This window comes from Salinivibrio sp. ML198 (assembly GCF_001996015.1).
Taxonomy (GTDB): domain Bacteria; phylum Pseudomonadota; class Gammaproteobacteria; order Enterobacterales; family Vibrionaceae; genus Salinivibrio; species Salinivibrio siamensis.
Genome location: NZ_MUEZ01000004.1, coordinates 109,263 through 126,564 on the forward strand (window position 1 = coordinate 109,263; position 17,302 = coordinate 126,564).

Annotated in this window: 13 protein-coding genes; 4 read left to right on the forward strand and 9 right to left on the reverse strand. The window is 51.7% G+C overall.

The genetic code is table 11. From position 1 onward, the window contains the following. Positions 1-14 precede the first annotated feature (14 nt). Entirely contained in the window at positions 15-566 is a 552-nt protein-coding gene (thpR, locus tag BZG25_RS03990) for an RNA 2',3'-cyclic phosphodiesterase (RefSeq protein WP_077638545.1), read from the reverse strand. 65 nt (positions 567-631) lie between these two features. Here thpR and hrpB point away from each other — a divergent pair, with 65 nt between their 5' ends. Then, entirely contained in the window at positions 632-3,085 is a 2,454-nt protein-coding gene (gene hrpB / locus BZG25_RS03995; RefSeq protein WP_077638546.1) for an ATP-dependent helicase HrpB, read from the forward strand. A gap of 8 nt (positions 3,086-3,093) precedes the next feature. Then, complete coding sequence (gene mrcB, locus BZG25_RS04000) at positions 3,094-5,433, forward strand: penicillin-binding protein 1B (RefSeq protein WP_077638547.1); 2,340 nt, start codon at positions 3,094-3,096, stop codon at positions 5,431-5,433. 113 nt (positions 5,434-5,546) lie between these two features. On the opposite strand, the gene BZG25_RS04005 is transcribed toward mrcB, so the two are convergent. The 4 genes from BZG25_RS04005 to BZG25_RS04020 all read right to left on the reverse strand — a co-directional run bounded on the left by BZG25_RS04005 (position 5,547) and on the right by BZG25_RS04020 (position 10,898). Continuing rightward, complete coding sequence (locus BZG25_RS04005) at positions 5,547-6,317, reverse strand: ABC transporter permease (protein ID WP_046074006.1); 771 nt, start codon at positions 6,315-6,317, stop codon at positions 5,547-5,549. Beyond that, the gene (locus tag BZG25_RS04010; RefSeq protein WP_077606104.1) at positions 6,314-7,237 is read right to left on the reverse strand and encodes an ABC transporter ATP-binding protein; all 924 of its coding nucleotides are present in this window, start codon (positions 7,235-7,237) and stop codon (positions 6,314-6,316) included. The genes BZG25_RS04005 and BZG25_RS04010 overlap by 4 nt, the downstream gene beginning before the upstream one ends. Before the next feature lie 14 nt (positions 7,238-7,251). After that, positions 7,252-8,904 (reverse strand): SulP family inorganic anion transporter, encoded by a 1,653-nt coding sequence (locus BZG25_RS04015; protein WP_077606103.1) that lies wholly within the window; start codon positions 8,902-8,904, stop codon positions 7,252-7,254. Between the two features lie 338 nt (positions 8,905-9,242). Continuing rightward, positions 9,243-10,898, reverse strand: coding sequence for a SulP family inorganic anion transporter (locus BZG25_RS04020; RefSeq protein WP_046074003.1), 1,656 nt, complete (start codon positions 10,896-10,898; stop codon positions 9,243-9,245). A 208-nt stretch (positions 10,899-11,106) separates the two neighbouring features. Here BZG25_RS04020 and can point away from each other — a divergent pair, with 208 nt between their 5' ends. Further along, on the forward strand, positions 11,107-11,766 hold the full coding sequence (gene can / locus BZG25_RS04025; protein WP_046074002.1) for a carbonate dehydratase: 660 nt from the start codon (positions 11,107-11,109) through the stop codon (positions 11,764-11,766). A 103-nt stretch (positions 11,767-11,869) separates the two neighbouring features. On the opposite strand, the gene hpt is transcribed toward can, so the two are convergent. Beyond that, positions 11,870-12,400, reverse strand: a complete 531-nt coding sequence (gene hpt, locus BZG25_RS04030) for a hypoxanthine phosphoribosyltransferase (RefSeq protein WP_046074001.1) — start codon at positions 12,398-12,400, stop codon at positions 11,870-11,872. A 346-nt stretch (positions 12,401-12,746) separates the two neighbouring features. Between hpt and BZG25_RS04035 the strand changes: the two genes are divergently transcribed. Next, complete coding sequence (locus tag BZG25_RS04035) at positions 12,747-13,352, forward strand: TetR/AcrR family transcriptional regulator (protein WP_077578734.1); 606 nt, start codon at positions 12,747-12,749, stop codon at positions 13,350-13,352. 59 nt (positions 13,353-13,411) lie between these two features. Here the strand turns inward: BZG25_RS04035 and BZG25_RS04040 are convergent, their stop codons facing one another. From BZG25_RS04040 to BZG25_RS04050, 3 genes are all read right to left on the reverse strand, one after another. After that, complete coding sequence (locus BZG25_RS04040; protein WP_077578733.1) at positions 13,412-14,458, reverse strand: ABC transporter ATP-binding protein; 1,047 nt, start codon at positions 14,456-14,458, stop codon at positions 13,412-13,414. Beyond that, positions 14,455-16,086, reverse strand: a complete 1,632-nt coding sequence (locus BZG25_RS04045) for an iron ABC transporter permease (protein ID WP_046073998.1) — start codon at positions 16,084-16,086, stop codon at positions 14,455-14,457. The genes BZG25_RS04040 and BZG25_RS04045 overlap by 4 nt, the downstream gene beginning before the upstream one ends. A gap of 63 nt (positions 16,087-16,149) precedes the next feature. Next, positions 16,150-17,166: a Fe(3+) ABC transporter substrate-binding protein gene (locus BZG25_RS04050; protein ID WP_046073997.1), complete on the reverse strand. Its 1,017-nt coding sequence runs from the start codon at positions 17,164-17,166 to the stop codon at positions 16,150-16,152. Positions 17,167-17,302: the final 136 nt, after the last annotated feature.

The following is a 17,302-nucleotide window of genomic DNA, read 5'->3' on the forward strand; positions in this document are numbered from 1 at the left end:
GTTCCTGCTGATGATTAACAAAGGCTGAATTGACGCAGGCATTGGTATACCGCCCGCCCCTCATTATCTCGAGGTATCGATTCATCCGACGAGGAGGAAGGCGAAGCATATAATCCAAATCGTTGACACGCAAATGTCTGGGCAGGAGGCGTCGGTAAGTCCAGCGCATCGTCATCTTTGACACCACGACGCAAGGTAATATGCGGGGTAAACGCATGACTGTCCGCTTTCGCTGGCCAAACGGGTAAGGTCTGTAAATGATGAGCCAGCGCCAATAAGGCTTGCGGAGGAGACGCTAACGTTGCACAGACAATCCTCGGCTGAGCCCATACTTCAACGGTCGAGGCCGTGATGGAAAAGGCGGGCAGTTGAAGGTCTTGCACCGTGGCTTGCAGACGAGGAATATATGCATCCGGCACATCACCCAAAAACGCCAAGGTAAGATGTAAGTTTTGATCGGGCACCGCATGCCCTACTCCACTGAGGCGATTTTTATACGCCACCAGCTGCGCCCGGGCGGTTTGGTTAATGTCCTCCTCCAAACCTAGCGCGAAAAATAGTCGCATGGGCTCTCCTTTTACGCTCAGTCCGTTAAAATAGTCACTTTGATTCTGACACAAAGGGCAAATTCTTGTCGCAGCTTCCGATTGATGCCGTGATACCTGACCTGATAGACGGGCTCGCGGCCTATCCACAAATCCTCTTATCCGCCCCACCAGGAGCGGGTAAGTCAACGCGCTTACCCCTCGCGCTACTTGAGCAAGCACCACTGCCGGGAAAAATCGTGCTACTGGAACCTCGTCGGCTCGCCGCTCGCAACATTGCCCGCTTCCTCGCCCATCACCTGAATGAGCCTATTGGCCAAACCATAGGTTTACGCATGCGTGGTGAGACAAAAGTCAGTGCTAAAACGCGTGTTGAGGTGGTCACTGAGGGAGTGCTGACACGTTTGCTGCAAACCGACCCCATGCTCGATGGCGTGAGTGTGATCATGTTCGACGAGTTTCACGAACGCAGCCTGCATGCCGATCTGGCGCTCGCCTTGAGCCTAGATTGCCAAGCCGGCTTGCGAGATGATCTGCGCCTAGTGGTCATGTCTGCCACCTTAGATAATCACGCCTTGGCGCAACATTTACCCGACGCCCTGACCCTGACAACTGAAGGGCGCAGCTACCCGATTCATTATCACTATCACCCACTGTCACGGCATTCACCATGGGCCAGCGCAGTAGCGAGCGCCAGCCTTGATTTTATCGTTCAACACGCAGGGTCGGCCCTACTCTTTCTCCCCGGCGTGGGCACGATTAGACAGGTTTATGCCGCCCTAGAAGGGCGCCTACCTGATGACATGGATTTGCACCGCCTCCACGGCAGCCTTGACGTCTCGGCGCAACACGCCGCGATTGCGCCTCCCTCCCCTGGAAGACGTAAGTTAGTGCTCACAACCAACATTGCTGAAACCAGTTTAACCATCGAAGGGATTCGTTTAGTCATCGATGCTGGGCTTGAGCGCTTGGTGTTGCACCAAGCCCAAACCGGTATCAATAAATTGGTGACGCGGCAAATAACGCGTAGCGCTGCCATCCAGCGTGCGGGGCGAGCAGGTCGTCTCGAAGAAGGGCAATGCCTGCGCTTATACAGTGAAGAGCAATTTCAGCGCTTACCTGCCACTCCCACCGCGCCGATCTTGCGAGAGGACTTGACCGATCTTGCCCTCAATGTCATCCAGTGGGGCTGTGATGTCAAAGATTTACATTGGCTTGACGTGCCGCCCACCAAGCATTGGCAAGCGGCCTGTACCAGACTGACACAATTGGGGCTGATTGATACGCGCCAAGGACTCACAGCGCTGGGGCAACGTGCCATCCAATTGGCTGCTAGCCCGCGCGCTGCCGCCATGTTGGCTCGGGCTGAAAAGGCGGATACCGCCGTGTTATCCACCGCCTGCTGGCTCGCCGCATGGGCCGACAAACCGATGACCTCAGGTGTATCACTGGCACTGATTGACCAATTACAGGCGGTCATGTCTCACAAAGACTATCAAGACCGCGCTCAATCGCTGGCACGGGCACTTGGGATAAAGTTACAACGCTCACTCGATGAAGCCATATTGCCACTGCTGGCCGCGAACATCTGGCCAGATAGAATCGCATTGAGACGGGGAAAAACGGGGCGCTTTATGATGGCCAATGGTCACGGCGTGACACTCGATAGCCAAGACGCACTCAGTCACAACGAGGCAATCGTGGTTTGTGATGTGATGGCCGGCGAGCAACACGACAGCCGCGCCTACAGTGCTATCGCGCTTTCACTGCGCTCGCTACAACAAATGCGCCCCGACTTATTACGTCAACATGAGGTCGTACAATGGGATGACCAACGCGGCACATTACAAGCAGAAAAACAGCAACGCCTCGGCGAATTAGTGCTTTATCGTGAGCCACTTAATACACTCAGCGCTGAGCAACAGGCGCAAGGGTTATTAAACGCCGTGCGCCAAAAAGGCATTAATACATTGAACTGGCAAAGCGGCAGCCAATCCTTGCTCACCCGCGCCCGCTGCGCACAAGCCTGGGGACTGGATATCATGCTACCGCCACTTAGTGATGACGACTTATTGGCATCGCTCGATACCTGGCTGGCGCCTTTTGTCCATGGCATGTCACGTTGGCAAGCCCTGCAGCAGTTGGATCTCAAGCCCGTGCTGGAGGCCTGGTTCGGTTTTGCGGCAACACAGCAATTAAACACCGCGTTGCCCACACACATTACTGTCCCAACCGGATCACGTTATCCGCTGCGCTATAACCCGGAAAACGCGCCCGTCTTAGCGGTAAAAATGCAGGAAATGTACGGACAGGCGGATACACCCACCCTGGCTAACGGCCAGGTGGCCGTGCAAGTGGAGTTGCTCTCTCCAGCCGGACGTCCACTGCAAATCACGCAAGATCTGGCGGGGTTTTGGCAAGGCAGCTACAAAGAGGTGCAAAAAGAAATGAAAGGGCGCTACCCTAAGCACCTTTGGCCAGATGATCCGGCCAACCATGCGCCAACCCGTAAAACCAAGCGCCATTTTAACCAGAGTTAAGCTATTGTATGGCAGAGAAAAAAACACGCTCACGCCCGAGCAACAAAAAACGTTCATCACCCAAGCGCCAGCCCAAAAAGACGTCTACTAAGCCAAGTTGGGGGAAACGCCTGTTAGGCTTGGGGCTAAAGTGCAGCCTCGTCGGGATTGCGGCCGTCGTTATGTTAGGTATCTATCTGGATGGCAAAATCCAAGACAGGTTCAGCGGCCAGATTTGGCAGCTTCCTGGGGTCGTTTATGGTCGAGTCATCAACCTGTCTCCTGGCAGCGACTTTTCCCTTTTGCAGCTGCGCCAACAGCTAGACGCCCTCAACTATCAGAAAGTGCGTACGCCCAAACGGCCTGGCGAGTACTCGGCGTCAAGCACTCGGCTTGAGATCATTCGTCGCCCATTTGATTTTGAGGATGGGCCCGCGCCGGCGCGTCATGCGATGTTGAGCTTTGCTGACGGCCAAGTGGGTAAAATCACCGAGGTAAACAGCCAACAACCGCTAGGATTACTGCGTATCGAGCCCAAGCTGTTGGGCATGATGGAATCTGGAATTCGCGAGCAGCGTTTATTCTTACCACGAGAGCGCTTTCCCGAATTTTTAGTTGAAGCTTTGATTACCACGGAAGACAGAGACTTCTATCATCACGAAGGCGTCTCTCCTACGGGTATTTTGCGTGCCTTGGTCGCCAATATTCGCGCAGGACGCACCGTGCAAGGTGGCTCGACGCTTACCCAACAGCTGGCTAAAAACCTATTCCTCACCCGTGATCGTACCTTGTGGCGTAAGGTGCAAGAAGCCTACATGGCTTTGATCCTCGATTTTCGCTACAGCAAAGACAAAATCCTAGAGGCCTACCTTAACGAGGTCTACCTTGGCCAAAACCGCGGCGAGCCGGTGCATGGCTTTCCTTTGGGCGCGCGCTTGTATTTTGGTCGCCCTATCAGTGAGCTACGTGTTGATCAACTCGCGCTGCTGGTTGGCATGGTAAAAGGGCCATCTTATTACAATCCCTTCCGCCACCCTGAACGCGCGAAAACACGACGTGATCTGGTATTACGCTTGATGCTCGAGCAAAATCTACTCACCAGTGCCAATTACGATGCTGCCGCCAGTCGTCCGCTCGATATTCAGGCCACCCCGACACTTTCGCGTCCCCAACCCGCCTATTTTGATCAACTTAAAGAGGAGATCCGCCAACATGTAGGCGATAACTACGCGGCAGGAGAAGGGCTACGTATATTTACTACACTGGATCCTGTCTCACAGCAAGCCATTGAAGGCGCGGTGGTGGATAAAGTTAAGGCGCTGAAAAATAGAGCTGGCAACAAACTTGAAGCGGCGGCCGTCATCGCAGACAGACGCAGCGGTGAAATACGCGCCATGGTTGGTGGGGCGCGCCCAGGCTTTGCAGGCTTTAATCGCGCATTAAATGCCAAACGTCCTATCGGCTCGCTCTCAAAACCGGCGGTGTATCTGACCGCGTTGAGCCACCCCGAACGTTTCCAGCTCACCAGTAAGATTGACGATAAACCGATTCGCTTGGAGGGTAGCCAAGGCAGTAGCTGGCAACCACGCAACTATGATCGCCAGTATCGAGGCCGTGTGTCCTTACTCACCGCTCTCGCCAAGTCTTATAACGTCCCGACGGTGAATCTCGGCATGCAATTGGGGTTAGATGAGGTGATCAATACCTTTGGCAAACTGGGTGCTAATACCGATAATATCCCCCAGGTACCGTCATTGCTCCTCGGCGCGTTTAGCATGAGTCCCTTCGACGTCACCCAAATCTATCAAACGCTCGGCAGTGGTGGGCAACGTGCGCCATTAACCGCCTTACGCGCGGTCACCACCAAAGAAGGACAGAGCCTTTATCAAAATTGGCCAAAAGCCGAGCGTGTTGTCTCTCAGCAAGCCGGCTGGCTAACGCTGTATGCGATGAAACAAGTGGTGCAACAAGGCACCGGCGGTTATTTAAAACGTCATCATGGCAACGTGGCACTGGCCGGCAAAACCGGCACCACAGACGATAACCGAGACAGCTGGTTTGTGGGTATTGATGATAAAGAAGTCACCACAGTTTGGCTTGGCCGCGACGATAACCAATCGACCGGGCTCACCGGGGCCTCAGGTGCATTGCGTGTCTATGATGATTATCTCAGTCGTCGAGGCGCCAGTGCGCTGACGTTATCTTGGCCGGCTCACATCACGACGGTCGCGGTGACGCAAAAAGGCAGTCAATACCAGCTGAGCTGTCGCGGAGATGCCTCGCTGCCGGTTTGGGACATTGATGGGCAGTTTGCCAAGCGCTGTGGTCAGTCAGACCCGGTCGGCTGGCTGAAAGGTTTATTTAATTAACCGTCAGCACACCATCAGGCATCACCGTTCAAGCTCGTAATAAAAAGCCCCGGCCATCATGGCCGGGGCTTTTTTATCCAATATTAATCCGAATCACAGATACGGTGAGGTCGTTAACTACGCAAGCCTGTCCCTTTGGAAATCAAACCCCAAGCCAGCGCATACAAGCCGATAATAAACAGCGTCAGTACCCCAAACGATGTCATGATGCCGACATCTGACACGCCAAGAAAGCCGTACCGGAACGCGTTCACCATGTACACAATCGGGTTGAGCTTGGATACCCCTTGCCAAAAATCGGGCAACAGTGAGAGTGAATAAAACACCCCACCTAAGTAGGTTAAGGGCGTCAGCACAAAGGTGGGGATAAGGCTAATGTCATCAAACGTTTTGGCGAAGATAGCGTTGATAAGTCCTCCCAATGCGAACACCGCCGAAGTAAAGACCACGGTGGTAATCACGATCAACGGATGCGCTATCTGCAAGTCGACGAAGAACAAAGAGGTCATGGTCACCAAGGCGCCGACCGCTAACCCCCGACACATCCCGCCACCGATATAACCGGCAATGATCACGTAATTGGGGATCGGCGCCACCAAAAGCTCTTCGATATTATGCTGAAACTTGGCACTAAAAAATGAAGACGCCACGTTCGAGTAGGAGTTGGTGATCACCGACATCATGATAAGCCCCGGCACGATATACTCCATGTAGGAGAAGCCTTCCATCTGGCCAATCCGCGAGCCAATCAGATTACCGAAAATGATAAAATAGAGGCTCATGGTAATCGCGGGCGGAACCAAGGTTTGCACCCAGATACGGGTAAAGCGCGCCACTTCTTTATGAATCAGAGTTCGAAAGGCGACCCAATACAAAGCATTCATGCACGCTCCTCCCCATTTTGCTGAATTAAGGTGACAAATAGCTCCTCAAGGCGGTTTGCCTTATTGCGCATCGACAGCACCTGCACCCCTTGTTGCGACAACTGATCAAAGACAGGGGTCAATCCGACTGACTTATTCACTTCGACTTCCAAGGTATTGGTATCGGTTTTCTGCCAGTTGACACCGTCTAAGGTGCTCAGTTTATGCCCTGGCTGTAAATCAAGGATAAACGTCTCTGCGTCCAGCTTCGCCAGCAAGGCCTTCATGGAGGTATCTTCCACCAGCTCGCCTCGATTGATGATACCGATGTTGCGACACAAGGTTTCGGCTTCTTCAAGGTAATGAGTGGTGAGAATAATGGTGATCCCTTGCCGGTTTATCTCGGAGAGAAAGTCCCACATTGAACGACGCAGCTCAATATCGACACCGGCGGTTGGCTCGTCCAAAATCAACAGACGAGGCTCATGCATCAGCGCACGGGCGATCATTAAGCGACGCTTCATGCCTCCCGACAAATTACGGGCAGGCTCGTGGCGCTTATCCCATAAATCGAGCTGCGAGAGGTATTTTTTCGCGCGTAATTTGGCTTGGTCGCGGGGCACACCATAGTAACCCGCTTGGTTCACCACGATCTGCTCCACTTTCTCAAACTGGTTAAAGTTAAACTCTTGTGGCACCAGCCCGATTTGTTTTTTGGCTTCCACTTTTTGGGTATCGAGATCGTAGCCAAAAATGCTCACCTGCCCCTGGGTTTTATTCACCAGTGAGCTCAAAATGCCAATGGTGGTGGATTTGCCCGCCCCATTTGGCCCCAATAGCGCATAAAAATCGCCCTCCTCCACAGAGAGCGATACCCCTTTTAGCGCCTTAACACTGGTCCCATAGGTTTTGACCAGGTCTTTGATGTCGATGGCTTTCATAAGCTCCCGTTCTTTTAAGGCATGACCTCGGTCACTCGGTGCGCAGCACGGAGTGCGTCATAACGGCTATCAAAAGTATGATCGTCAGTGAGCCAATTTTTAACATGTAAGCGCTCAAGCTGATCCCGTGTTTTTTGATGGGGGCAGAGCAGAAAAACTTGGCAATTGGCGTCAACCGCATCTTTGATCGCATTTTCCAGCGCGAGGCCGACGGTCATATCAATCATGGGCACGTCACTGAGGTCTAAGATCATGACATCGAATTCCTCGATTTTACTGTGCTGACGTGCAATCGCTTTCGAGACACTGAATATCATTGGGCCTGAGAGATAGAAAAACAACACTTTTCCGTTGGCGCTGTCTAACAAAGCCCTTTCCATCTCGCTCAGGGGGACGTCATCTTCATCCGCATCACTGATCGCTTTGACCTGCTTTTCTTGCTCACGGCTTAAGTGTTCGATGGCAATAATATTGGCAATAAACACGCCCACACCCACTGCCACGATTAAGTCCACCAGCACGGTTAATATCATCACTCCATACATGATCACGGTTTGATGTAAGCTGACTTTGTGAGCACGTTGGATAAAGGTGCGGTCAAGGATATTGAAGCCCACATAGATGGCGATACCCGCCAGCACCGCCATCGGGATGGGCTCAGTCAAAAAGCCTGCGACCAAGATCACCGCCGCTAAAATGAGGGCGCGCACAATGGCCGCAAAGGGTGAGCGCCCGCCCACTTGCACATTGACGACCGTGCCCATGGTGCCACCCGCTCCCGGCAAAGCGCCAAATAACCCCGCGACCATATTGGCCAGCCCCTGACCGCGCAACTCTTTATCCGAGTCGTGCTCCTCACGCGTGAGCGAGTCGGCAATCACAGCAGAGAGCAAAGTATCAATACAGCCCAAGGTCCCCAACACTAACGCGTCCACCACCATGGTGGTCAGCACCTCACTGTCGATGTGTGGCAGCATCAAGGTTGGCAAGCCAGTTGGAATAACACCAATTCGACGAATCGCCTCGAGATCAAACCACCACATTGACAGCAAAGTCACCACCACCAAAGCAACGAGTTGTACCGGCATATAACGGCGATATTTTTGTGGGAAAGAAAAGAGGATCCCAAGTGTAAGCAGCCCCAATAAAAGCTCACTGCGCTGAGTGTGTGCAATCAGCTCAGGCAACGTCTTCAGTGTGCCCAGCACGCCACCTTCGGGGGTCACGTGCCCCAACAAAGGCGGCAGCTGCAAAATGATCAAGATAACGCCAATACCGGACATAAACCCAGATATCACGCTATATGGCATTAAAGTAACGTACTTTCCAAGCTTCAAGGTCCCTAAAATCACTTGGAATAAGCCCGCCATCATCACCACCGTAAAGCCCATTGCCATGCCCCCTTCGGGGTAACGTGACACCATGGTGGTGAGTACCGCGGTCATGATCACTGTCATCGGGCCGGTCGGCTCTGAGATAAGGGTTGAAGAGCCACCAAATAACGCGGCAAAAAGCCCCACCAAAATGGCCCCCCACATCCCGGCTTCGGCGCCTGCACCTGACGCTACCCCGAACGCCAGCGAGAGGGGCAAAGAAATAACCGCCGTGGTGACGCCCCCAAACAGGTCCCCTTTCAGGGTCCAGTTCTTGAATCGTTCGAATTTCAAAACAGCTGATCCTTTCAAGTCGTATGCAGTATCACGGCCATGACGGCTTTACTCACTGGCACGGGGGTCCCCCAGTGCGCGCGCCAGTATATAGGAATGTGCACAAGATCAAATCAGGAGGGGAAACGCATGGTTAGTTTTCAACCAAAAAGAATGAAATGATGAGAAATGTGGCAAATATTCACTAAATACATTGTATTTAAGTGATCGTGTATGACGTAGTTTTGAGACTGAAAGTACCGAGCACCTGTCGGGATCCGTAACGACACTGGCACGCGCCAACCTAGCCCGTTGACGCGCACCAGCGTATGCGTGTGTAAGATAAATTGAACAGCGTGCTAAGGCATCACTTCTACCAAGCGGTTGGCCGCCTCGAGCGCTGGCTTGCGTGTGGTAAAAATATGCGCTTCTCTGACCCAGTCACCGATATGCAAACGCTGCAATTGCTCGCGCGTTTCATCATGCGGGCACAGCAAAAATACTGTGCAATCGGCCTCGCGCGCATCTTTAATCGCGTTCTCTAACGCCAAGCCAACCGTCATGTCTAACATAGGCACATCGCTTAAATCTAAGATCATCACGCGGAACTCGTTGATGTGCGCATGCTGGCGTGCAATCGCTTTCGAGACACTAAAGATCATTGGCCCTGAGAGATAGAAAAACAACACTTGGCCATTGCTCGCATCAAGCAGCGCACGCTCTTCGTCATCAAGCGGCACTTCATCATCTTCGGCATCACTGATGGCCCGTACTTGCTTGGCTTGCTCTCGGCTTAGACGCTCAATGACCAGCAAGTTCGCAATGAATACCCCTAGGCCGACGGCAACAATCAAGTCGACAAACACCGTCAGCGCCATCACGCCATACATGATACCGGTTTGTTGTAAACTGATTTTATGTGCGCGGTGAAGAAAGCTCCAATCGAGGATATTAAACCCGACATATACCGCAATACCCGCGAGTACCGCCATCGGGATCGGCGCGGTAAGCGCACCAGCCACCAATACCACAGCGGCTAACATCGCCGCCCGCAAAATCCCTGACAAAGGAGAACGCGCGCCCACTTGCACATTCACCACCGTGCCCATGGTGGCCCCCGCGCCAGGGAGCGCACCAAATAACCCGGCAATCATATTGGCAATGCCCTGCCCACGCAGCTCGCGATCGGAGTTGTGCTCTTGCCGAGTCAGTGAGTCAGCAATCACCGCGGTTAACAAGGTATCAATACACCCTAAGGTGCCCAACACGAGGGCATCAATTACCATCGCGGTAAAATGTTCTGTCGTGATATGCGGGATCACCAGCGAGGGTAAGCCTGTCGGTATTTCCCCAATACGGCGAATGCTGTCGGTATCAAACAGCAAAATAGAGACCAAGGTGATACTCACGAGTGCGACAAGCTGTGCGGGAATAAAACGACGATACTTGGCAGGGAAATAAAACAAGATGCCAAGCGTCAAAACACCGAGAAATACCTCTTTCATGTCGGCTTGACTGATTAAATCAGGCAATGCTTTGAGTGTGCCAAGCGCCCCGCCTGTCGGGGCCGCTTGCCCCAGCAAGGGTGCCAGCTGGAGCAAAATCAAAATCACCCCAATCCCTGACATAAATCCCGACACCACGCTGTATGGCATTAAGGTGACGTATTTACCCAGCCTTAAGCTACCAATCAGTATTTGGAACGCGCCTGCCATCATCACCACAGTGAACGCCATCGCTACGCCTCCTTCCGGGTAGCGAGACATCATCGCGGTTAGCACCGTGGTCATGATCACTGTCATCGGGCCGGTCGGTTCAGAGATCAGTGTAGACGAACCACCAAATAGCGAGGCAAACAACCCGACTAAAATCGCGCCCCATAGCCCCGCTTCCGCGCCAGCCCCAGAGGCCACACCAAATGCAAGTGCCAATGGTAAAGAGATGATCGCGGTGGTCACCCCACCAAACAAATCCCCTTTTAATGTCAGCTGCGCAAATCGTCCCTTATCAAACACTCACTACCCTCTACTGCATTGATGGTGGAAGAGACAGTATACGAATTTTCTTGGATTAACCTATCCGAGCAGTGGCTTTGAAGGTAAACAGCGTGATCTATTGGGCGCGCAAGATGTAAAAGAATGTGAAATTTGATCTCAGTATATTTCAAACCTCATCATTGCGGTATAGTGGCAATTGATAACCTTGCCAAAAGACTGAGTGGATATGGCCCAAATCAAAGCGTTGTTCGCCAACAATAAAGCCTGGTCAAAAGACATTCGTGATACCAACCCACAGTTTTTTGCCGACTTGGCGAAGGAGCAACATCCAGAATACTTATGGATTGGCTGTGCGGATAGTCGAGTTCCTGCAGAGCGCCTGACTGGCCTAGACTCGGGCGAGCTTTTTGTCCATCGTAATGTCGCCAATCAAGTCATTCATACCGATTTAAACTGCCTGTCGGTCGTGCAGTACGCCGTTGATGTGCTGCAAATCAAGCACATTATTGTCTGTGGCCACTATGGTTGTGGCGGGGTGCATGCTGCAATTGAAAACCCTGAGCTGGGTTTAATTAACAATTGGTTACTGCATATTCGTGATCTCTACCTCAAGCACAAAAGCTATCTTAGCCACCTGCCTGCACAAGCACGCGGTAATCGGCTATGTGAGATCAATGTCGCCGAGCAGGTGTACCACCTTGGTAATTCCACTATTTTGCGGGCGGCCTGGGAGCGCGGCCAAGATGTGAAGGTCCATGGCTGGTTTTACGATACGACCGATGGGATCTTGCGGGATCTGGGGATGACTGCCAATAGCCGGGAATCACTGGAAATCAACTATCAAGCGGCAATGTGTGAACTCGTGTCTGACAAGGTCGAGTGTTAGTCTTTCCACACCTCCCTGACAAAGCAGATTGGCACTCACCTGTTCATAGATCAAAAAAACCGAGCATCGGCTCGGCTTTCTCCTTTCGCATTCCTTGAACCCTTTAGTCCAACGGAATCACTTTACCGACGTACGGCAGATGGCGGTATTTTTGCGCATAATCAATGCCCACACCAACCACAAATTCATCTGGAATCGTAAAGCCCAACCAATCAACCTTAACGTCAACTTCTCGGCGCTCTGGCTTGTCTAACAATGTACAAATGCGTACTGAATTTGGCTCGCGCAAAGACAGGATTTCACACACCTTGCTCAGCGTATTGCCAGTATCGATGATGTCTTCGACTAAGAGTACGTCTTTGCCTTTAATATCATCATCCAAGTCTTTCAAAATACGCACATCACGCGTACTTTCCATGCTGTTGCCGTAACTTGATGCGGTCATAAAGTCGACCGCATGCGGCATATCAATCGCACGGCATAAATCCGCCATGAAAACGAACGAGCCACGCAGCAGCCCCACTAATACCAACTCAGATGAGTCTTTATAGTGCTCGCTGATCTCAGCGCCCAAGGCTTTCACTCGCGCCTGTACGTCCTGCTCTGAAATCATCACTTCAACGGTGTGTTTCATATCTGCCCCGATGGTTGTCTCTCCACAAAAGGGAGGTCACTAACAAAGGTGGCATAGTCTAGCACTAAATCGATTGCGGATCCCAGCGAGCGCGTTTCATCGCTTATGCACCCGCACACTAGTTGGGTATCACACTGATTGATAAGAAAAAATAATCCGTGCCTTTGTTTTTTGTAATGAATGACTTTTTTTGCAGACAAAATTACGTTTTTACGGCCTAGATCAGGCTTCTAGCCGTTGTCAGGCCATAAATGGCTGGTATAAACTCAATCCCGCTAATAATAAAATCATTAGCACAAACAATAATTAATTTGTACAAACCAAAAATAAGTTGGCAGGTTTTAGGATGGCTCAATCAAATGAGAGAACAAGGACGCGGCTATCGCCCGAGCGCCGCAAAGAGCAGTTATTAGGGTGTGGCTTAGATGTGTTTGCCAAACGCGGGATTGGTCGTGCGGGGCACGCCGATATTGCCGAAATGGCAGACGTCTCCGTCGCAACGGTATTTAACTACTTCCCAACCCGTGAAGACTTGGTGGAAGAGATCTTGGCCCAGACCGAGAAACACTTCATTAAACTGATTAATGAGTGCACCGGGCAAGATCAATCAATGCGGGCATCGCTAAACTGCATTACCTCGCAAATTATTGACACGGCTCTGGCAGACAAAGCGTGGATGAAAGTCTGGTTTGAGTGGAGTACCTCTATTCGCGAGGATATTTGGCCACGCTTTGTCAAAGGCAGTCGAGACGCGATGGATCAGTTCGAGCAAGTGTTCGAGCACGGGATGGCAAAAGGTGAGATGGTCGACCGTCACCAACCGCGTGAGCTTGCCAGTATGTTGGCAGGGGTATGCTATGTGCTCTTTTTACAGGCGCATCAGCAACCAGACAAAACGGCTTTAAACGCCATGGCTCAACACTATATTGACGTATTGTGCCAACAAAGCTAGCCGCGTTGTCAACGCCGTAAAAAGCCAACCCCTCGGTTGGCTTTTTTGGTTCTGGTGCCTTAATCGTCAATAAAACTCGGCCCATCATTGAACAGGACTGGCTCGTGAGGGCGAATATGTAAGCTGACTTTATCTCCTACCAATAGCGGCTCACGCGCGTGCACCGACAGTTTTTGACCATGGATATCGATGGTATAACGGCTACTGTCACCCATAAACTGTTGGGATAACACCTGTCCTTCCCCCTCAGCATCCGCGCGAATGCTTAGAAATTGAGGGCGCAGTAACCACCAATGCGGGCCGGGGTGACAATGCACCGGACGTGGCCACGGACCGAGCGGTGTCTGCATTTGTTCTTGCGACGAGACCGTTACGGGCACATAAGAGCCCTGGCCAAGAAAATCAGCGACGAAACGGCTCGCAGGTTGGTAATACACGTCTGTGGTATCACCATACTGTTCAATGAGCCCCTGATTCATTACCGCTAGCTTATCGGCAAACGCGAATGCTTCCTCCCGACTGTGCGTCACAAGGATCGCCGTGACGCCTTGGGATTTAAAAATGCGTCGGATTTCTTCAATTAAATCATGACGAACCTGGGTATCAATATTTGAAAAGGGCTCATCAAGCAATAACAGATCCGGTTCATAAGCCAGCGCTCTCGCTATCGCCACGCGCTGTTGTTGGCCGCCCGAGAGCTGGTGAGGATAGCGGTCACCCAGCTCCGCCAGACGCACCAGCTTGAGCATCTCAGCCACTTTTTCACTTCGCGCTGCCGCGCTGAATCCAGACAGACCAAACCCCACATTGTCTGCCACCGTAAGGTGTGGGAACAGCGCATAGTCTTGAAAAATCATCCCAATATTACGTTGCTCTGGCGGGATTGAATGCTGATTATCGTCCATGAGTTTGCACCCAATCGATAGTTTTCCTGACGATAATGGCATTAATCCTGCCATCGCTTTTAGCAACGTCGTCTTCCCGCAGCCACTGGCGCCGAGCAAGCACACAATTTCTCCCGGCGCGACTTGCAGCGACAAATCTTTTAAAACAGGGGTGCCGTTATAACTGCAGGTCAAATTCTCTATCGCGAGCGCACACTTCATTGATATTTTTGCTCCAATGACCGATTAATCAGGATAAGGGGGACCAAGCCAACCACGACCAACAAAATGGCAGGTAAGGCGGCATACTCTAGGTGCTCATCCGAGGTAAAGTTGTACACATAAGTGGCCAGTGTTTCGAAATTAAAAGGGCGTAATAGAATCGCAGCATTAAGCTCTTTCATCGACTCAATAAACACCAACAGCATCGCAATGAGCGTCCCCCGCCGAATTAAGGGTAAATGCACACGACGAATCACCCCTGTGGTGGTGCACCCCATGGTTCGCGCCGCCATATCCAATGAAGGAGGAATTTTGGCCATGCTTGATTCAATGCTGCCAATGGCGACGGCACTGAACCGCACGACAAAGGCCACCAATAAGGCCACCATGGTGCCAGATAATAGGAGGCCAGGCCGTCCCCAGCCGTAATGCGTGGCGATATCGTTAATGAAGTGATCGCCGCGCGTCAGCACTAACATCACGCCAATCGCAAGCACCGTGCCCGGCACCGCATACCCCATAGACGCCAATCGCATGGGCGCCACACTGACCCCATGCCCACGCAGGCGGCGATACACATTCACTGTCCACGCAATGCCGACGGCAATGAGCGCCGCTAAACTTGAGGTATAAAAGCTGTTATAGCTAAAAGTGGCAAACTCGCTGACCGCATTTTTTTCGTAGTAGTGCCATGCATAAACTAAAAGCTGGAGCAGAGGTAAAATAAACGCCAGTGACAGCAGACTCCAACACCAGGCTAACACCCCCACTTTACGCCAGCCTGTTAAGGGCATTTTCTCAATCGCATCACTGCTCGAGCTTGGACTAAATTGTGCTTGTTTACGTCGCCCATAACGTTCAGCACTGATCAAAAGGAAGATAGCAACCAGCATGATCGCAGAGATTTTGGCGGCAGCGGTTAAGCTCGAGTAGCTCAACCAAGTATCATAGACTGCGGTTGTAAGGGTGCTGACCGCAAAGTAATTGACCGTTCCAAAATCGCCCAGCGCCTCCATCGCCACCAAAGAGGCCCCCACAGCAATCGCCGGCCGTGCCAACGGTAAAGAAATGCGACGAAAGCTTTGCATCGGCGAGCAACCGAGCAAACGCGCAGAGTGGGTCAAGGTGACACTTTGCTCCATAAACGCGGCACGGGTGAGCAGGTAGATATAAGGGTATAAGACTAACGCCAGCACAAAACACGCACCCGGCAAGGTACGCATATCGGGAAACCAGTAATCATTGACCGTTTGCCATTCAAACAATGCCCGCAAGCCACGTTGTAGCGGACCGGCATAATCAAACCAATCGGTATAGATATAGCCAATAATATAGCCCGGCATCGCAAGCGGAAGCACCATCGCCCACTGCAGTTGCCGGCTGCCCGGTACCTGATACATGGCCAGCATCCACGCGGTGGGCACCCCGAGGATAATCGCAATCGCCACCACGCCAGCCACTAACAAGCTGGTGTTCAAGGTATAAGTCGGCAGTACGGTCTCGAATAAATGGGGGAAAATATCCCCAGTGTCGCCCACCGCGGTATAAAAGATCGCTAAGATCGGCAAAACCAGCAATAGGGCTAAGCCCCAACTGCTGGTTTTTATCATGGGTAATCTATCTCGCATGGCCTACTACATTAAGGCGTCAGAGAAAGACAACAGGGGCGACATCCGCCCCTATGCAATGGCTTACAGGTCGAACTGAACTTCATCCAGCAGTTTCACTGACTGGCTGTAGTTATCCGCAATCGCCTCAAGCGGCATTGGGTCATGCTTGTAGTCGCCCCAAGACGCCACGAGCTCAGACTGCTCAACACCCGGCTTCACAGGCTCTTCGAAGTTCACCTCAGCATACATATGCTGTGCTTTGTCTGACGTTAAAAATTCCATTAGTTTTAGCGCGTTTTCTTCGTTCGGTGCGTACTTCGCCATCGCCATGCCACTCACGTTCACGTGCGTACCGTGCGCGTTTTGGCCAGGATAGTTCAAGTAAACCGCTTCCGCCCACGCTGTTTGTTCTTCGTCGTTCAGCATTTTGCCTAGGTAATAGCTATTACCCAGTGAGACGTCACACAGGCCTTCTTTGATCGCTTTCACTTGTGCACGATCATTGCCTTGTGGTTTACGTGCGAGGTTGTCTTTTACGCCCTCAAGCCACTCTTTGGCTTTCGCTTCACCGTGGTTTTCGATGATAGCTGACACTAAAGAGACATTGTATGGGTGTTTACCTGAACGGGTGCAAATCTTGCCTTTCCATTCTGGTTTTGCCAAGTCGAGATAATCAAAATCGTCACCCAATTTGCCGACACGCTCGCGTGAAGAGTATACCGCACGAGCTCGTGTTGTCAGCGCGACCCACTTATCTTCACTATCTCGGAACTGCTCAGGCACGTTTTGATCGATAACATCACTTTGCACGGGCTGTACCACGTCTTGGTTTACCAGCTCTTTAAGGCGTGAAATATCAACGGTTAGCAGTACGTCAGCCGGGCTGTACTCACCTTCTTGCTTGACCTTTTCCGCCATGCCTTTTTTAGCGAATTTAACATTCACAGCAATGCCGGTCTCTTCGGTAAACGCATCGAACATGGGTTCAATCAAGAAAGGTTGGCGATACGAGTAAACATTGACTTCTTCGGACGCAACCGCGGCGCTGGTTCCTAATAGGCTTGCGGTGATAGCCGAGGCAATCAGTAGTTTTTTCATCGTGGCAGTCCTTAAATATGATGATAAATGATAACGAATCTCAGTTTCGTTAGTATACAACTAATGACTCAGGGCTCAATATGATCAGACGCAAAAAGAAAGAAACCTTACATCCAAAAATGTAAGGTTTCGTTTC